Here is a 16,353-nt window from a genome sequence, read left to right as displayed (position 1 = left end):
TCCGGCCGGCCGGGCACACCGTCGGCTTCCAGACGATGCCCGCGCCCCGGAGAGGTTAACGCCCGGACGCCCGGCGGCTCGACCTCCAGCCGATAACCGACCGACGATCGACGCTGCCGTGGTGGGTGTACCCCTGACCGCAGGTTTCTCAAACACAGGATTTACCAACAATTGGGTAACGCGCCATGCCCGGACGGGGAGATCACGGCGGCGGAGGATCTCCGAGCAGCGTGGACAGCTCCGCGACCAGCCACCTGGAGCCCTTCTTCACCATCACGAAGCGGGCCCGGCTCTGACTGACCTGCCTGCGCGGCGCCTTCTCCCCCGCCGGGGTCTTCACCGTGCTCACGTTCATGAACAGCAGCACCTCGACCCGGTCGCTCCCGGCCGACTCCACCGCCGCGCCCGAGACCGCCACCGACTGCACCGCCTGCTGCCGCCTGGCCGTCGGCGCCAGGGTCGTGGAGAGCCTCCTGTAGTGCTCGGTGAGCTCTCCCGTGGCGTAGCCCGCGGCCCTCGCCAGATCCTGCTCGATCGTGCGGTGGTCGTAGGACAGCATGTCCGGGGCGACCGACCGGACCGCCGCGAGCGCCTCCCTCCCGGCCTCCTCGTCCGCGCGGAGCCGGTCGAGGTCGACCAGCATGACGCCGACCGCCCCCGCGAGCACCAGCGCCACGGCGGTCAGTACCCCGCCGACCACCAGGGAAACCCTCGTCACGGGACCAGCTCCGCCCTCGACACGAGCCACTTCCCCCCGGTCCGGGTGACTTCCATGGTCCAGCGGTAGAACCGCTCCTGTGGAGCGTTCTTGCTCCCGTCCCACTCGATCACGGCGTCCCCGACCACCATCACCCGGGCGGTGTCGCCGCTCAGCGAGACCAGTCCCACCGCGCGCAGGGCGCCGGTCTGCACCACCTTCTCCTCCGTCGTGGTCCTGCGCAGCGCCTCGGCGGTCCTGACGTACTCGGCCCTGGCCGGTCCGGTGGAGGTGTCCAGGATGCGCCCGACGTCGGCGTCGACGGTCCGGTAGCCCACCGAGAGCAGGTTCATCGCGTGCGTCCCCGCGGCGCGCAGCGCCGCCTCCCGGTCGTCCGCCGCCGCCTGCGCGTCCCTTAGCTGCCCGCCGATCCACAGGGCCGCCGCCAGCAGCACGGCGATCAGCACGCCGAGCACGAGCCCGGCGACCCTCAGCGGGCGAGACGGCCTGCCGGCCCCCACTGCCATGCTCGTCTCCCGTCACGCGGCCGGGCGGTGGACCGGAGATCGCGTACGGCCCCGCCGTACCCGACCGGAAGGTCCCCGATCGCCGGATCATAACCCGGCGGGCGGATCCTCATCGGACCTTTCCGAACCTCGCCCGCGCGGCGCGGCCGTCACCGCCCACCCGGGGACACCGCCCCGCGGCGGGTGACCGTACCCCGCGCAGGCGGCCGCGGGACGGCGCCCGCTCCCCGGGGGCCGGCGTCAGCCCTTCCCGCGGGCACGGCGCCCGCTCCCCGGGAGAACGGCGTCATCCCTCCCCGCGGGCACGGGCCGCGACGAGCCGCGGGTACTCCTCCAGCCAGTTGCGCCCCCGCTCGTCCACGAACGAGTTCGGCGGCGGGATGACGCCGTTGGCCGCCAGCCACGCGCCCGGGGGGCGCTGGGTGCGGCGCATGCGGTTCCCGCTCGGCATGAGCTGCGGCGGGATCGGCGGCAGGACCCCGGGGTCGTGCCCCAGCTGCGCCTCGGCCTCCAGCTCGGAGACGTCCTTCTCCTCCGACATGCCGATCGGACCGTGCCTGCGGGCGTTGAGGAACTGCCGCACCACCGGCTCGTCGCTGGAGAGCAGCATCTCCCGCGGCCCGAACATGATCAGCTCTCGCCGGAACAGCAGGCCGATGCCGTCGGGGACCGTTCTGGCGGTGTTGATGTCGTGCGTGACGATGAGGAAGGTCGCCTCGGTCTCGGCGTTGAGGTCCACGATCAACTGGTTCAGGTAGGCCGTGCGGACCGGGTCCAGGCCCGAGTCGGGCTCGTCGAACAGGATGATCTCGGGGTCGAGCACCAGCGCCCGCGCCAGGCCCGCGCGCTTGCGCATGCCGCCGGAGATCTCTCCCGGAAGCTTTCCCTCGGCGCCGACCAGGCCGACGAGATCCATCTTCTCCATCACGATGCGGCGGATCTCGGTCTCGCTCCTGCGGGTGTGCTCGCGCAGCGGGAAGGCGACGTTGTCGTAGAGGTTGAGCGAGCCGAACAGCGCCCCGTCCTGGAACAGCACGCCGAACAGCCTGCGGAGCTCGTACAGCTTGTTCTCGCTGCAGTTGGCCAGGTCGTGCCCGTCGATCCAGATGTGCCCGCGTTCGGGCCGCAGGAGGCCGACCAGGGACTTGAGGAAGACGGACTTGCCGGTGCCGGACGGCCCGAGCAGCACCGAGATCTCACCGGCGGGGAGCGTCAGCGTGACGTCCTCCCAGATCACCTGCCTGCCGAACGACTTCGTCAGACCCTCGACCACGACTTCCACGCCCACGCGCCGTCCTCCAGCAGACCGGTCCGCCCACTCCGGCGGCGGGCCGCCCCACCGGCCGGACCGGCCGGCCGCCCACCACCCGTTACGGCATGGCTATCAGACCATCAGTCCAACAACAAGAGGTGAAGGGCGTCACCACCCGGTCCGCGGGGGCTCCCAAGTCCTGAACCGGGGGCACGGACAGCCCGCGAGGGGCTTCCGGACCGAACCGGGGTACACGGACAGCCCGGCGAAGAGGCTTCCCGACCTGAGCGGGGGCACGGACAGCCCGGCGAAGGGCTCCGGCGCCCGGGCCGCGACGCGCGGCGCCGTACCGCGGACGCGAAAAGGGCGGGTCCACCGGCACCTGGTGGACCCGCCCTCTTACGGTGAAGCGAATTACTTGACGCTGACGGTGGCGCCGGCGGCCTCGAGGGCGGCCTTGGCCTTCTCCGCCTGCTCCTTGTTGACCTTGTTCTCGAAGACCGGCTTCGGAGCGCCGTCGACCAGGTCCTTGGCCTCCTTGAGGCCCAGGCTCGTCAGGGCGCGGATCTCCTTGATGACCTGGATCTTCTTGTCACCGGCGGCCTCGAGGACGACGTCGAACTCGTCCTGCTCCTCGGCCTCCTCAGTGGCGGCACCGCCACCGGCGGCGGGGGCGGCGGCAACGGCGACCGGGGCGGCGGCCTTGACGTCGAAGGTCTCCTCGAAGAGCTTCACGAAGTCGGACAGCTCGAGGAGGGTCATCTCCTTGAAAGCGTCGAGCAGCTCGTCGGTGCTGAGCTTCGCCATGATTTCCTCCGTATGGATCTAACTTATGAGAATTGGGACCGCGGTACGTATGCGCTAATCCCCTGGGACCGCGTGCGCGGACCTACTCGCCGGCCTCCGCGCGCTTCGCGCGCAGAGCCTCGGCCAGCTGAGCCATGTTGGTGGGCAGCGCGTTGAAGACAGCGGCCGCGTGGCCCTGCTTCGCCTTCAGAGCGCCGGCCAGCTTCGCGAGGAGGACCTCGCGCGACTCGAGGTCGGCAAGCTTGCTGATCTCGGCCGGGGTCATCGCCTTACCGTCGACGACACCGCCCTTGATGACCAGGAGGGGATTGGCCTTGGCGAAGTCACGCAGACTCTTGGCAGCCTCGACCACGTCGCCCTTGACGAACGCGATCGCCGACGGGCCCGCGAGCAGGCTGTCGAGCTGGCTGATCCCGGCCTCGTTGGCCGCGATCTTGGTCAGCGTGTTCTTCACCACGGCGAAATTCGCATTCTCACCGAGAGCAACGCGCAGCTGCTTGAGCTGGGCGACGGTGAGACCGCGGTACTCGGTCAGAACGGCAGCGCTGGAGCCTTCGAAGCTGCTCTTCAGCTCGGCTACAGCCGTTGCCTTTTCCGCCTTCGCCATGGGCCTCCTTCCAGATGTGCCGCCGGCAAAGGCCCATAAATGAGAACAAGCCCCGGCGCAGGCGCACGGGGCTCACATAAGGAAATCAATCCAGATGAAAACTCACATCACACCTGCGCAGGCCGTCCACTGATGTGGATCCTTGGGCCGCCAGGCCATGAGGCCCGACGACGACCGGCGGTCTTCGGCGTTGTACAGCTTACGCGCCCGGGGAGAGGATGCCAAATCGCGGGGCCGGCACGGTCCCGGCCGTGCCGAAACGGCTCCGGGCACATGCACGGCCGCTCCGAGAACGACCGGACAGGCCGGCGCCTCCGGGAACGGCTCCGGACACGCGTACGGCCCGCGTCCCGTCCGGACAGTTCCGGGGCGCGGGCCGTACGCGGGGCTCAGTTGCCGCCCGTGCTCTCCCGCGGCTGCTCGCCGAGGTTCTTCGGCAGGTCGCCCACCTGGTCGGCGGGCGGGGCCGCGATCGTCACCGGCTCGTTGAAGCCCTGGAAGTGCGCCGCCATGGTGAACGAGGCGCCCTGCTCGGTGCCGCTCAGCGTGACCTTCCTGGGCAGGCTCTGCGCGTCGGCCCACAGGTCGAACTTCACGTTCTTCGCCTCGGCGAACCGGCCCTGGAGCTGCTCGCGCTCGGCCGGGTCGAGCGCCTTCGCGGCCTCGGCCACCGGGAAGGTGCCGCTGTAGTGGGTGGTCTCCACCCCGCCGACCGTCTCCGTGCCGACGGCCTTGACGTCCTTGGAGGCCGTCAGCAGCCTGACCGTGCCGGGCAGGTCGAACTGCTGGGCCTGGTCCATGAGCCCGCGGACCTCGGCCTGGTCCCCGGCGTCCAGGTCGGCGGTCGACACCTTGACCCACGGCTTGTCGCCGCCGGTGAACCGGGTCAGCAGGCTCGACTTCACGTAGACCGTGTCACCGAGCAGGATGGCCCGCGCCCCGCCGGGCACGTTCTGCTCGCCGAAGGAGATCACGTCCAGCGTGATGTCCGTCGCGAGCTGGGGCTTGCTCTGGTAGACCATGCGGCCCTGAATCTTGCCGGCGCCGTGCTCGCCGTCCTTGGCGTCGAGCACCAGGTCGGCGGAGTAGGAGGTGACCTCCTCGGCCTTCTGGGCGCTCTGCTGCACCGCCTCGGCCGCCGCCAGCTTCACGTTCCCAAGGGAGGCGGTGCCCTGCGCACCGCATCCCGCGACCCCGATCAGCGCGGCCGTTCCCAGCGCCAGCGCGGAAGCCAATCGGCGCATTCCGTCCTCACACCCCTTCGTAATCCCCCATCGGACTTGGCTACGAGACTATGCGCCGGGGAGCCGGGCCGCTTCGGCCACAAGAACGAAGAAGGGCCTCGACCGAATGGCCATTCGGTCGAGGCCCGCTACGACGGACGTCTGATAGATCAGGCGTCGAGGTCGGCGGTCATGCCGCGCGTCACGTTCGGGTCGACCGGGATGCCGGGGCCCATGGACGTGGAGAAGGTGATCTTCTTGAGGTAACGGCCCTTGGCCGCCGACGGCTTGAGACGCAGCACCTCGTCGAGGGCGGCGGCGTAGTTCTCGATGAGCTGACGCTCACCGAACGACACCTTGCCGATGATGAAGTGCAGGTTCGCGTGCCGGTCGACACGGAACTCGATCTTGCCGCCCTTGATGTCGGTGACGGCCTTGCCGACCGCCGGGGTGACGGTGCCGGTCTTGGGGTTCGGCATCAGACCGCGCGGGCCGAGGACGCGGCCCAGACGGCCGACCTTGCCCATGAGGTCCGGGGTGGCGACGACCGCGTCGAAGTCGAGGCGGCCCTTGGCGACCTCGTCGATCAGGTCGTCGGCGCCCACGATGTCGGCGCCCGCGGCGCGGGCCTCCTCGGCACGGTCACCGGTCGCGAAGACCAGGACCCGGGCGGTCTTACCGGTGCCGTGCGGGAGGTTGACGGTGCCGCGCACCATCTGGTCGGCCTTGCGGGGGTCGACGCCCAGCCGCAGGGCGACCTCGACGGTCGCGTCGAACTTGGCGACGTTGGTCTCCTTGGCCAGCTTCGCGGCCTCGGCCGGGCTGTACAGGCTCTCGCGGTCGATCTTGGCCGCTGCGTTGCGGTGGCCCTTGCTGCGCTTCACTTGATCACTCCTGTGGATCCGAGTGTCCGTGGTACGGGCCAGCGCCTGGCCCCTCCACTCGCTTCGAGGTTGGTGGTGGTGAACGCCTAGTCGGCGATCGTGATGCCCATCGACCGGGCGGTGCCGGCGATGATCTTCTCCGCCGCCTCGATGTCGTTGGCGTTGAGGTCCTGCATCTTCGTCTCGGCGATCTGACGCAGCTGCTCCCGGGTGAGCTTGCCGACCTTGTCCTTCTGCGGGACGGCCGAGCCCTTGGTCACACCGGCGGCCTTCTTGATCATCTCGGGCGCCGGGGGCGTCTTCGTGATGAAGGTGAAGCTGCGGTCCTCGAAGATGGTGATCTCAACGGGGATGATGTTGCCGCGCTGGGCCTCGGTGGCAGCGTTGTACTGCTTCACGAAGTCCATGATGTTGACGCCGTGCGGACCGAGGGCGGTACCGACCGGCGGAGCGGGCGTGGCCTGGCCAGCGGGAAGCTGGACCTTGACCAGTGCCGCGATCTTCTTCTTAGGAGGCATGGTTCTCTCCGGGTCCTAATCGGGGTGATGCGGCTCCCACGCAGACGCGGGGAGCGTGCCGACGGGCCGCGCTTCGCGAAGCGCGGCCGCCGAACGTCTTAGTTTATGTGACGGGTCAGATCTTCGAGACCTGGTTGAACGAGAGCTCGACCGGGGTCTCGCGACCGAAGATCGAAACCAGCACCTTGAGCTTCTGCGACTCGGCGCTGATCTCGCTGACCGTCGCGGGCAGGGTGGCGAAGGGGCCGTCCATGACGGTGACCGACTCGCCCACTTCGAAGTCGACGGTCGCCGTGGTGGCCTTGGCGGTCGTCTTCTTGGTCTCCTCGCTGGGCTCGGGGGCCAGCAGCTTGGCGACCTCGTCGATGCTCAGCGGGCTCGGCTTGTTCGACAGTCCGACGAAACCGGTCACTCCGGGCGTGTTGCGCACCGCGGACCAGGACTCGTCGGTGAGCTCCATCCGGACCAGCACGTAACCGGGCAGCACGCGCTCCTTGACGAGCTGGCGCTTGCCGCTCTTCACCTCGGTCACGTGGTGCGTGGGCACCTCGACCTGGAAGATGAAGTCCTCCATGTTGAGGGACTGCGTGCGGGTCTCGATGTTGGCCTTCACGCGGTTCTCGTAGCCGGCGTAGGAGTGGATGACGTACCACTCGCCGTACTGGCCGCGCAGCTGGCGCTTGAACTCCTCGACCGGGTCGACGTCGGGAAGGACGTCACCGTCCTCGTCGACGGCGCCGGCCGGGACCTCTTCGGCCTCGCTTCCGGCGGCGTCGGCGTCGGCGGACTCGTCACGAGCCTCCCCGGACTCGTCGCGAGCTCCGGACTCGTCGACCTCTTCGGACTCGCCGAGCGAATCCTCCGCGGCGTCGACGGCCTCTTCCGGCTCGCCCTCCCACTCTTCGCGGGACTCGCCGGCCGACTGTGAAGACTCGGACACGGTGGCTCTTTCTCTTTTCGTCGATGGGCTGACTGGACTTGCGGAGGGGCTGGGGTCACGGCGGGACGACCCGCCGAATGCCGGCTCAGGCGCCGCCGAAGATCCTCAGCACGCCCTCGGTGAACAGCGCATCGAGCCCGGCCACGATCCCGACCATGATCAAAACGAAGACCAGGACGATGATGGTGTAAGAAATGAGTTCCTTGCGCGTGGGCCAGATGACCTTGCGCAGCTCGGCGACGATCTGCCGATAGAAGAGGGCAGGAGAAGTGCGCTTCGGCTTCTTCTCACCGCTCGGCTTGTCTGCGGTTTCGCCGCGCGTGTCGATCGCCACAGTCCTCACCTGATCCGTCGTATCCAACGCATGTCTGCGGCGCGCTAGACGCCCTGATGCGCGGACCGCTCCTCGCAGGGCACGAGGGACTCGAACCCCCAACCGCCGGTTTTGGAGACCGGTGCGCTACCAATTGCGCTAGTGCCCTAAGACATGAACCACCATACCTCGGTTGACCCGAAGTTTGTCCGCGGCTCACCGGTCTTGACCGCCGAACACGCATACGGCGGAAAGACCACGCCGGAGTCTACGGGGGAATGGGCCCCACGTCGAACCGGAAACCCGCATCGCAGGTCACAGGGCGGGCAACGGAACGGTCACGGGAGCTCCTCCCCGCCCGTACGGGGCCGCCGCGGACGGTCCGCATGCCGGATGGAGGACGGAAACGCGGCGACGGGTCTGTAACCATGGAGGTATGACCCGTCCTCGCATCTCCGCCCGCATCTCCGCGATCTCCGAGTCCGCCACGCTCGCCGTGGACGCCAAGGCCAAGGCGATGAAGGCGGCGGGCCGCCCGGTCATCGGCTTCGGCGCCGGCGAGCCGGACTTCCCGACCCCGGACTACATCGTCGAGGCCGCCGTCGAGGCGTGCCGCACCCCCCGGTTCCACAAGTACACGCCGGCCGGCGGGCTCCCCGAGCTCAAGCAGGCCGTCGCCGACAAGACCCTCCGCGACTCCGGCTACCGGGTCGGCGCGTCCCAGGTCCTGATCACCAACGGCGGCAAGCAGGCGGTCTACGAGGCGTTCGCCACGCTGCTCGACCCGGGCGACGAGGTCCTGGTCGTGGCCCCCTACTGGACGACCTACCCCGAGGCGATCAAGCTGGCCGGCGGCGTCCAGGTCGACGTGGTGACCGACGAGACCACCGGCTACCTGGCGAGCGTGGAGCAGCTGGAGGCCGCCCGCACCGACCGCACGAAGGCCCTGCTGTTCGTCTCCCCGTCCAACCCGACCGGCGCGGTCTACAGCCCGGAGCAGGTCGAGGCGATCGGCCGCTGGGCCGCCGGGCACGACCTGTGGGTCGTCACGGACGAGATCTACGAGCACCTCACCTACGGCGACGCGACCTTCTCCAGCATCGCCACCGCCGTGCCCGAGCTGGGCGACAGGGTCGTCGTGCTGAACGGCGTCGCCAAGACCTACGCGATGACCGGCTGGCGGGTGGGCTGGCTGATCGGGCCCGAGGACGTCGTCAAGGCGGCGGCCAACCTGCAGTCGCACGCCACCTCCAACGTCTCCAACGTGGCCCAGGCCGCCGCCCTGGCCGCGGTCACCGGCGACCTGTCTGCGGTGACCCGGATGCGGGAGGCCTTCGACCGCCGCCGCCGGACGATGGTCCGCATGCTCAACGAGATCCCGGGCGTGGTCTGCCCCGAGCCCAAGGGCGCCTTCTACGCCTACCCCTCGGTCAAGGGGCTGCTGGGCAGGGAGTTCGGCGGGAGGCGGGCGCAGACCTCCGCCGAGCTCGCCGAGATCATCCTGGAGGAGGCCGAGGTCGCGCTCGTCCCCGGTGAGGCCTTCGGCACCCCCGGCTACTTCCGCCTGTCCTACGCGCTCGGCGACGAGGACCTGGCCGAGGGGGTCGGCCGGGTGGCCAAGTTCCTGGGCGAGGCCCGCTAGCCGTACCGGCCGCCGCCGAGCCGGGACCCGCACGATTCGGCCCGGCGGCGGCCGCGGGCGGTCGCGGACGGCCCCCGCGGCCGCGGGCGGCGTCCCGTACGGCGGTGCGGCACGCTGCCGGGTTCCCTGCGCCGTGCGGCGGGTCCCGCACCGGACGGCGGGCCCCGTCAGAAGACGAGCCCCTGGAGGGCGTGTTCCACGGCGGTCAGCAGGTCCGTCGAACGCCCCGTCCCGATGAGCCGGTCGTGCTCCTCCTTGTCGTTGCGGGCGAGCAGCCTCGCCTCGGAGCGGCGGAGCAGCTCGGTCAGCACGGGCGAGCGCAGGGACGGCGTCCCGGCTTTCTCGCGGGCGGTGGCCGCCGCGCCGAGGAGGAACAGGGCGAGGGTGTCGTGCGCGTCGCCCTCGGCGATCACCGCGAACACCTCCAGCCCCTCGGTGAGGCAGACGCCGTCGTCGAACATCCGGGCGCCGCGGAGCGACTCGCGGACGGACGCGGTGGCCGCCGCGGTGTTGTCGAGGACGTGCTCGGCGAGCCCGAGGATCAGGTCGAGGCGGGCGAGGGTCCAGTAGTCGCGGTAGGAGGCGCAGAGCTCGCGGCCCTCCCGCAGGACGGCCGTCGCCTGCGCGTACTCGCCGGAGAGCATCATGCCGGTGGCCACGACGATGTAGGTCGGCAGAAACCCGGGGAAGACGTCGCCGGACGAGCGGTGGCGTTCCCGGGCGTCCCTGATGAGCCACAGGGCCTTGCCCACGTCGCCCCTGGCGACTGCCAGGTGCGACCGGAAGTGGCTGACGTAGGGGACCAGGTCCACGGCCCCCTCCCAGTCGCTCGCCGCGCACTCGGCGAGGGTGCGCTCCGCGTCCTCGACGTCCCCGCGCTGGATCGACATCCAGGTCTGCACCCACAGCGCCTTGAGCCGCTCGGCGGAGGGCCGGCGCTCCAGGTCCAGGCCGCGCCGGAGCAGTTCGTACCCGAGCGCGGCCCGGCCGCAGCAGACCCAGAGGAACCACAGGTTGCTGACCAGTTCCAGGCCCTTGCGGCGCTCCTCGGGCCTGGCGTAGCAGCCCTCCACCGCCTCGCGCAGGTTGGCGAGGTCGGGCAGGACCCGGTGGTACCAGCCGAGCTGGTCGCTCCGCCAGCCCGTGGTGGCGCGCGCGGTCAGGCCCAGGAAGTGGTCGCGGTGGCGGCGTCGGGCCTCCTCCGCCTCGCCGAGGTCCTCCAGCAGCGCGGCGCCGAACGCCCGGACGGTGTTCGGCAGCCGGTAGCGGACACCGCCGCCGTCCTTCTCGCAGAGCAGGACGGACTTGTCGGACAGGCCGCGGAGCGCACCGAGGACCTGCTCGACGGTGAGGCCTCCGTAGGCGCACACGTGCTGGGCCGCCTCGGCGTCGAAGCCCTCGGAGAAGACCGACACGCGGGCCCACACCAGGCGCTCCTCCCGGCCGCAGCGGTCGTGGCTCCAGCCGAGCGCGGCGCCCATGGAGCCGTGCCGCCGGGTGTCCCGGCGGACGTCCCGGCGGTCCGTGAAGAGGTCGGCCGCGGCGGGGTCGGGTGCCTCCGCGGCCAGCTCGATCGCCAGCGGGAGGTTGTCCAGCCGCCGGCAGATCCCGGCCGGGTCGGCCCCGCCGAGCCTGTCGCCGGCCAGTCCGGTGAGCAGCTCGACGGCCTCGTCCTCCGACAGGCCGCCGAGCTGGTAGGTGTGCTCGCCGGTGAAGCCGAGCCGCTGCCTGCTGGTGGCCAGGACGCGCAGCACGCCGACCTCGCGCAGCAGCCGGTCCGCCAGGACCCCGGCGGTGCCCGCGACGCGGTCGCAGTCGTCCAGGACGAGCGTCCGCGGCCGGGAGAGCAGTTCCACGGCCACGGCGTCGAAGGCGGACGCGCCGGGGCGGACGCGGACGCCGAGCGCGCGGGCGAGCATCCCGGTCAGGCCGGGGAGGTCGTCCGGCGCCTCGGACAGGTCCAGGACGCACACGGATCCGGGGGACGCCTGCTCGATCGTGTCGGCCAGGCGTCTCGCGAGGGTGCTCTTCCCCGCTCCGGCGGCGCCGGTCAGGGTGAGGTGGCGCCGCCTTCCGAGGAGGCCGCGGATCTCCGCCGACTCCGCGCGCCTGCCGACGAAGAGGTCCGCTCCCACCGCGTCTCCGGCACCGTCCCGACCGCTCATGCCGCCCAACTCTCGCACGGGGCCGGGGCCCGGTGAAAGCGTTCGGGAAATTCCGTGATCTTTTCTGTCCGTCACCGTCCGCAGTCACGGTCCGCCGCTCCGACGTGCGGCTCCGGCCCCGGTCCCGGCCCCGGAGCGGCGTCCGGATCGGCCGTCCTCGGGCGGCGAGCCGCCGGGGTCCGTGGACGCGCCCGGGGTCGAGTCCCGCCCGGGCCAGGATCGCGGTGCGCAGCAGCGCCGTACTCCGTGCGGCCAGGAACTCGTCGAAGGCCGCCTCGTCTTCTTCCGTCATCAGCGAGGTCCCCTTTCGCCCCTCCCGACGCACGGACACGCCCGCGGGTTGAGAGGGTCCGGCCCGCCGGACCGCGAGGGTACGGCACCATATGGAAATGCCACGTCCGCTCAGCGCCCTGCCCAAGGCCCACCTGCACCTGCACTTCACCGGTTCCATGCGGCACGCCACCCTGATCGAGCTCGCGCGGGAGCACGGGCTGCACCTGCCGGACGCGCTGGTGCAGGACTGGCCGCCGAAGCTGCGGGCCACCGACGAGCGGGGCTGGTTCCGGTTCCAGCGGCTCTACGACATCGCGCGCTCGGCCCTGCGGCGCCCGGAGGACATCTACCGGCTGGTGCGGGAGACCGCCGAGGACGAGGCCGCCGAGGGTTCGGCCTGGCTGGAGATCCAGGTGGACCCGTCCGGGTACGCCCACCGGTTCGGCGGGCTCACCGCGACGATGGAGCTGGTGCTCGACGCCGTGCACCGGGCCGCCGCGCACGCCGGGATCGGGATCGCGGTCGTGGTCGCCGCCAACCGGACCCGGCACCCGCTGGACGCCAAGACGCTCGCCCGCCTGGCCACCCACTACCTGGACCAGGGCGTCGTCGGGTTCGGGCTCTCCAACGACGAGCGCCGGGGGCGGGCCCGCGACTTCGACGGGGCGTTCCGGATCGCCAGGCGGGCCGGGCTGCTGGCCGTACCGCACGGCGGGGAGCTGCTGGGCGCGGCGAGCGTGGCCGAGTGCGTGGACGACCTGGGCGCCGACCGGGTGGGCCACGGGATCCGGGCGACGGAGTCGCCGCGGCTGATGGAGCGGCTCGCCGACCGGCAGATCGCCTGCGAGGTCTGCCCGATGTCGAACGTCGGGCTGGGGGTGACCGAGCGGGCCGAGGACGTGCCGCTGCGGCGGCTGTTCGACGCCGGGGTGCCGATCGCGCTGGGCGCCGACGACCCCCTGCTGTTCGGCTCGCGGCTGCTGCCCCAGTACGAGCTGGCCCGGCAGGTGTACGGCTTCCGCGACGCGGAGGTGGCGGAACTGGCCCGGCAGTCGATCCGGGCCTCGGCCGCCCCCGAGCAGGTGCGCAAGGAACTGCTGCAGAGGGTGGACGCCTGGCTGGCCGCGCCCGGTGATCAGCCGGGCGCGTAACCGGAACCGGCCGGCCGGGCCGGAGAGGGCCGCGGGGCCGACCGGATCCGCCGGGGCCCGGCGGGAACGGCAGACCCGGCGGGAACGGCAGGACCTGGCGGGGCCCGGCGGGGCCCCTCCTGCTCAGTCGAGGGCGTAGGCCACCGCGGAGTCGGGGTCGTCGTCGTGGCCCTCGGCGAAGACCGTGTCGTAGGCGTCGTCGCCGAGCAGCTGGCGGGCGGTGCGCTCGGCGACGGTCCGCGGCTCGGACATGCTCTCCGAGCCGAACCCCCGCAGTCCGAACGTGGCCCACAGCCGCATGCCGGACCCCTGGAGCCGCGCCGTACGGTAGCCGTCGCCCTGGACGGCGGCGATGACCGCCAGCTGGTCGAGGGCGAGCGCCACGCCGGTGGTGTCCCGGAGCCGCCACTTGGCGGCGAGCGACTGGCGGGCGGCCAGCTCGGCCTCCTCCAGCCGGCCGAGGCCGAGCTGGGCGATGGAGAGCACGTAGTCGCCGGTGGCGCGGGCCCAGCGTTCGCCGTGGTCGTCGCAGAGGCGCTGCACCTCCTGCAGCACGGTGATGGCCTTGGCGAAGTCACCGCGCCACGTGGCCGCCATGGCTGCGGTCACCAGGGCGAGCGGCTCGCTCACGGTCATGATCTGCGCCCTCCGGAAGTACTCGATGACGAGCTTGACGCCGGGTTCCACCTCTTCGAGGGCCCCGACGCACAGCGAGCGGACCGCCAGGCGGAGCCGCGCGTGCCCCGCCGCCTCGTAGTCGCCCCACTGCAGGGCCACGGCCAGCGCGGTCTCGGCCCGGCGGCGGCCGGACTCCAGGTCGCCCTGGGCCATGGCCACGCAGCCGTCGGCCCACAGGAGCTTGGGCAGGCCGGGGTCGGTGGGGGACGAGGCCTCGATGGCCCGCCGCATGTAGTAGCGGCCCTCTCGCAGGCGGCCCAGGCAGAACCAGAGGATCCAGAGCGCCCCGGCGAGCTCGACGGAGGCGGGGACGGGGATCCGGCCGGAGACCGCCGCCCCGGCGGGGGAGCCGGAGTCGAGGACGACGCGGAAGTTGGTGATCGCGGAGTTGAGCCGCCTGGCCCACGCCTCCTGGTCGGGGCCGTACCAGCCGGCGTCGGCCCGGCGGGCCAGGTCGAGGTAGTAGCAGCGGTGCCGCTCGGCCAGCCGGTCCTCCTCCCCGAGCCGGACGAGCTGCTCCCTGCCGTACTCCCTGATCGTGTCGAGCTGGCGGTAGCCGCCGGGCACCCTGATGAGCAGCGACTTGTCCACGAGGACGGCCAGCAGGTCCGGCACGCCGGCCAGGTGCTCGTCGCCGCAGACCCAGTCGGCCGCCTCGGCGTCGAAGTTTCCGGCGAAGACCGACAGGCGGGCCCAGAGCAGGCGTTCGGCCGGGGTGCAGAGCTCGTGGGTCCAGCCGACCGCGGTGCGCAGCGTCTGGTGCCGGGAGACGAGGGCCCGGTTGGCCGAGAGCGCGGCGAACCGGCCGTCCAGCCGCTCGGCGAACCGCTCCACCGGCATGCTCCGCAGCTGCCCGGCGGCCAGCTCGACGGCGAGGGGGATGCCGTCCAGCCGCCGGCAGATCCGGGCGGCGGCCTTCAGCTGCGCCTCGTCCATGGTCAGGCCGGGCACGGCGGTCCCGGCCCGGTCGAGGAAGAGCCGGAGCGCGTCGTCCTCCAGCCCCGCCCCCGGCCCGGCGGGGTCGGGGGTGCGGAACGGCTCGACGGACAGGAGGGTCTCGCCCGCCATGCCGAGGGGCTGGCGGGAGGTGGCGATGATCCGCACGCCGGGTGCGCGGGCCAGCACCCGGCCGAGGAGGTCGCGGCAGGCGGGCAGGAGCTGTTCGCAGGTGTCCAGCAGGAGCAGGAGCCGTTTCCCCGCCAGGAACTCCACCAGCACCTCCGTCTGGGAGCGGGTGGACTCCTCGCGGAAGCCCAGGACGGCCGCGACGGTGTGGGCGAGCAGGTCGCCGTTGCGCTCACCGGAGAGCTCGACCAGCCACACGCCGTCCAGATAGGCGTCCCGGCACTCCTCGGCCGCCTTGACGGCGATCCGCGACTTGCCGACGCCCTCGGGACCGGCGACCGTGACCAGCGGCGCCTCGGCCAGGAGCTTCACCAGCTCCCGCACCTCGGTCTCGCGGCCGACGAAGCTGCTCGTCTCCACAGGGAGGTTCCCACGCCACCACGGGATCGATTCCATCGGTTCCAGCTCCTTCCGCGTACCAGGAATAACATCCGGTCAAGGTCACGGGCCGGACATGAAACCGTTTCAGGGTGCGGATTTTCCCCCTCGGAGGAAATCACTCCTCCATTGCGGGATTGAATCTTCTCCCGGGTGTCGAGAATGCTTATTGTTAACTTCATTTAAATGCAGATGACCACTAAATACCCATAAATGGCGCAAAAGGATAACTGTGATGATCGGTTCGGGCCGAGGGGGCTCACCGGCCTCCCGCTCCGCTCCTCGGCGGCCCCTCGCGCGGGGCCGCCGGATGTCCTCTTCGGGGAGTTTGGGGGGCCGGTCCAGGGGAACGGCTACTAGACTCTGCCTGTCCGTAGCCGTGGCCGTGGCGCCGCGGTCTTCTGCGAGCTGGACGGAACCGCATGTCTGGGTATGACCGCGTAGTGCAACCCGCGGCCGGCGACGAGGCCCTGGAGAACCACCTCGGTGGGGACGAGGCCAAGAACTACCGCCAGTACGAGTTCGACATGGTCGCCCCGCACGTGGGCCGCTCCATGCTGGAGATCGGCTCCGGCCTCGGCCACTTCGCCGAGCAGTTCCTGCCCCGCCTGGACCGGCTGGTGGTCAGCGACTTCGACCCCTACTGCGTGGAGCAGCTCAAGAAGCGCTTCACCGGGCGCGACGACATCGACGTGCTGCAGTTCGGCCTGCCGACCGAGATCCCCATCGGGGAGAAGGTCGACACCGTCGTCATGATGAACGTCCTGGAGCACATCGAGGAGGACGTCGAGGCCCTGCGCTCGCTCGCCGCCGTCACCCTGCCCGGCGGCCGGATCGTCATCTGGGTCCCCGGCTACATGCAGCTGTACGGCGACTTCGACCGCAAGGTCGGCCACGTCACCCGCTACACCCCCGCCACCCTGCGCAGCACGGTCACGAAGGCCGGCCTCGACATCGACGTGCTCAAGCCGATCAACTTCCTCGGCGGCATCGCGTGGTGGGCGGCCGTGCGCCGCGGCGGCGTCGGCTACCCCGACCCCCGGCTGGTGAAGATCTACGACCGCACCGTCGTCCCCGCCACCCGCTTCATCGAGCGGTTCGTCCGGCCTCCCTTCGGGCAGACCGTCTTCTGTGTGGCCCGCGTACCGCAGTAGCGCGGCCGCCGGGCCGCCC

Annotated in this window: 15 protein-coding genes and 1 tRNA gene; 3 read left to right on the top strand and 13 right to left on the bottom strand. The window is 71.3% G+C overall.

Features of this window, described 5'->3' with window-relative positions:
• Positions 1-202: 202 nt before the first annotated feature.
• From HS048_RS07860 to HS048_RS07810, 11 genes are all read right to left on the bottom strand, one after another.
• Positions 203-718, bottom strand: coding sequence for a hypothetical protein (locus tag HS048_RS07860; RefSeq protein ID WP_191893941.1), 516 nt, complete (start codon positions 716-718; stop codon positions 203-205).
• Positions 715-1,224, bottom strand: a complete 510-nt coding sequence (locus HS048_RS07855) for a hypothetical protein (RefSeq protein WP_068896526.1) — start codon at positions 1,222-1,224, stop codon at positions 715-717. Before HS048_RS07855 ends, HS048_RS07860 begins: the two co-directional genes overlap by 4 nt.
• Before the next feature lie 286 nt (positions 1,225-1,510).
• Positions 1,511-2,512 carry an ABC transporter ATP-binding protein gene (locus tag HS048_RS07850; protein WP_068896525.1) on the bottom strand — a complete coding sequence of 334 codons (1,002 nt, stop codon included), beginning with the start codon at positions 2,510-2,512 and terminating at the stop codon, positions 1,511-1,513.
• Between the two features lie 378 nt (positions 2,513-2,890).
• A complete protein-coding gene (gene rplL, locus HS048_RS07845) occupies positions 2,891-3,283 on the bottom strand; it encodes a 50S ribosomal protein L7/L12 (protein WP_191893938.1) in 393 nt (130 codons plus the stop codon).
• An 82-nt stretch (positions 3,284-3,365) separates the two neighbouring features.
• Positions 3,366-3,890, bottom strand: coding sequence for a 50S ribosomal protein L10 (rplJ, locus tag HS048_RS07840; protein ID WP_068896523.1), 525 nt, complete (start codon positions 3,888-3,890; stop codon positions 3,366-3,368).
• A 389-nt stretch (positions 3,891-4,279) separates the two neighbouring features.
• On the bottom strand, positions 4,280-5,134 hold the full coding sequence (locus tag HS048_RS07835) for an LppX_LprAFG lipoprotein (protein WP_068896522.1): 855 nt from the start codon (positions 5,132-5,134) through the stop codon (positions 4,280-4,282).
• Positions 5,135-5,283: 149 nt separating this feature from the next.
• Positions 5,284-5,997 carry a 50S ribosomal protein L1 gene (rplA, locus tag HS048_RS07830; protein ID WP_068896521.1) on the bottom strand — a complete coding sequence of 238 codons (714 nt, stop codon included), beginning with the start codon at positions 5,995-5,997 and terminating at the stop codon, positions 5,284-5,286.
• 86 nt (positions 5,998-6,083) lie between these two features.
• The gene (rplK, locus tag HS048_RS07825) at positions 6,084-6,515 is read right to left on the bottom strand and encodes a 50S ribosomal protein L11 (RefSeq protein ID WP_068896520.1); all 432 of its coding nucleotides are present in this window, start codon (positions 6,513-6,515) and stop codon (positions 6,084-6,086) included.
• A 115-nt stretch (positions 6,516-6,630) separates the two neighbouring features.
• On the bottom strand, positions 6,631-7,455 hold the full coding sequence (gene nusG, locus HS048_RS07820) for a transcription termination/antitermination protein NusG (protein ID WP_068896519.1): 825 nt from the start codon (positions 7,453-7,455) through the stop codon (positions 6,631-6,633).
• Positions 7,456-7,540: 85 nt separating this feature from the next.
• Entirely contained in the window at positions 7,541-7,789 is a 249-nt protein-coding gene (gene secE / locus HS048_RS07815; RefSeq protein ID WP_068896718.1) for a preprotein translocase subunit SecE, read from the bottom strand.
• A 75-nt stretch (positions 7,790-7,864) separates the two neighbouring features.
• A tRNA-Trp gene (locus tag HS048_RS07810) sits at positions 7,865-7,937 on the bottom strand.
• Between the two features lie 267 nt (positions 7,938-8,204).
• Between HS048_RS07810 and HS048_RS07805 the strand changes: the two genes are divergently transcribed.
• Positions 8,205-9,410: a pyridoxal phosphate-dependent aminotransferase gene (locus HS048_RS07805; RefSeq protein ID WP_196466580.1), complete on the top strand. Its 1,206-nt coding sequence runs from the start codon at positions 8,205-8,207 to the stop codon at positions 9,408-9,410.
• A 167-nt stretch (positions 9,411-9,577) separates the two neighbouring features.
• On the opposite strand, the gene HS048_RS07800 is transcribed toward HS048_RS07805, so the two are convergent.
• Positions 9,578-11,575 carry an AAA family ATPase gene (locus HS048_RS07800; RefSeq protein WP_196466579.1) on the bottom strand — a complete coding sequence of 666 codons (1,998 nt, stop codon included), beginning with the start codon at positions 11,573-11,575 and terminating at the stop codon, positions 9,578-9,580.
• A gap of 389 nt (positions 11,576-11,964) precedes the next feature.
• On the opposite strand from HS048_RS07800, the gene HS048_RS07795 reads away from it, so the two are divergent.
• Positions 11,965-12,999, top strand: a complete 1,035-nt coding sequence (locus HS048_RS07795) for an adenosine deaminase (protein ID WP_068896515.1) — start codon at positions 11,965-11,967, stop codon at positions 12,997-12,999.
• A 123-nt stretch (positions 13,000-13,122) separates the two neighbouring features.
• Here the strand turns inward: HS048_RS07795 and HS048_RS07790 are convergent, their stop codons facing one another.
• Entirely contained in the window at positions 13,123-15,198 is a 2,076-nt protein-coding gene (locus HS048_RS07790) for an NB-ARC domain-containing protein (protein WP_196466578.1), read from the bottom strand.
• A gap of 425 nt (positions 15,199-15,623) precedes the next feature.
• Between HS048_RS07790 and HS048_RS07785 the strand changes: the two genes are divergently transcribed.
• Entirely contained in the window at positions 15,624-16,334 is a 711-nt protein-coding gene (locus HS048_RS07785; RefSeq protein ID WP_231647273.1) for a methyltransferase, read from the top strand.
• Positions 16,335-16,353 lie beyond the last annotated feature (19 nt).

The sequence above is a fragment of the Planomonospora sp. ID91781 genome, assembly GCF_015711595.1.
GTDB classification, from domain to species: domain Bacteria; phylum Actinomycetota; class Actinomycetes; order Streptosporangiales; family Streptosporangiaceae; genus Planomonospora; species Planomonospora parontospora.
The sequence above is the reverse complement of the archived record's forward strand: the minus strand, read 5'-3'. Positions and strand labels throughout refer to the sequence as shown.

What these genes read in the sequence shown, in the direction of transcription:
- HS048_RS07835 (WP_068896522.1), bottom strand. Translation starts at nt 5,134, where the DNA reads ATGCGCCGATTGGCTTCCGCGCTGGCGCTGGGAACGGCCGCGCTGATC.
- HS048_RS07795 (WP_068896515.1), top strand. Translation starts at nt 11,965, where the DNA reads ATGCCACGTCCGCTCAGCGCCCTGCCCAAGGCCCACCTGCACCTGCAC.
- HS048_RS07790 (WP_196466578.1), bottom strand. Translation starts at nt 15,198, where the DNA reads ATGGAATCGATCCCGTGGTGGCGTGGGAACCTCCCTGTGGAGACGAGC.
- HS048_RS07855 (WP_068896526.1), bottom strand. Translation starts at nt 1,224, where the DNA reads ATGGCAGTGGGGGCCGGCAGGCCGTCTCGCCCGCTGAGGGTCGCCGGG.
- rplL (WP_191893938.1), bottom strand. Translation starts at nt 3,283, where the DNA reads ATGGCGAAGCTCAGCACCGACGAGCTGCTCGACGCTTTCAAGGAGATG.
- HS048_RS07805 (WP_196466580.1), top strand. Translation starts at nt 8,205, where the DNA reads ATGACCCGTCCTCGCATCTCCGCCCGCATCTCCGCGATCTCCGAGTCC.
- rplJ (WP_068896523.1), bottom strand. Translation starts at nt 3,890, where the DNA reads ATGGCGAAGGCGGAAAAGGCAACGGCTGTAGCCGAGCTGAAGAGCAGC.
- HS048_RS07800 (WP_196466579.1), bottom strand. Translation starts at nt 11,575, where the DNA reads ATGAGCGGTCGGGACGGTGCCGGAGACGCGGTGGGAGCGGACCTCTTC.
- rplK (WP_068896520.1), bottom strand. Translation starts at nt 6,515, where the DNA reads ATGCCTCCTAAGAAGAAGATCGCGGCACTGGTCAAGGTCCAGCTTCCC.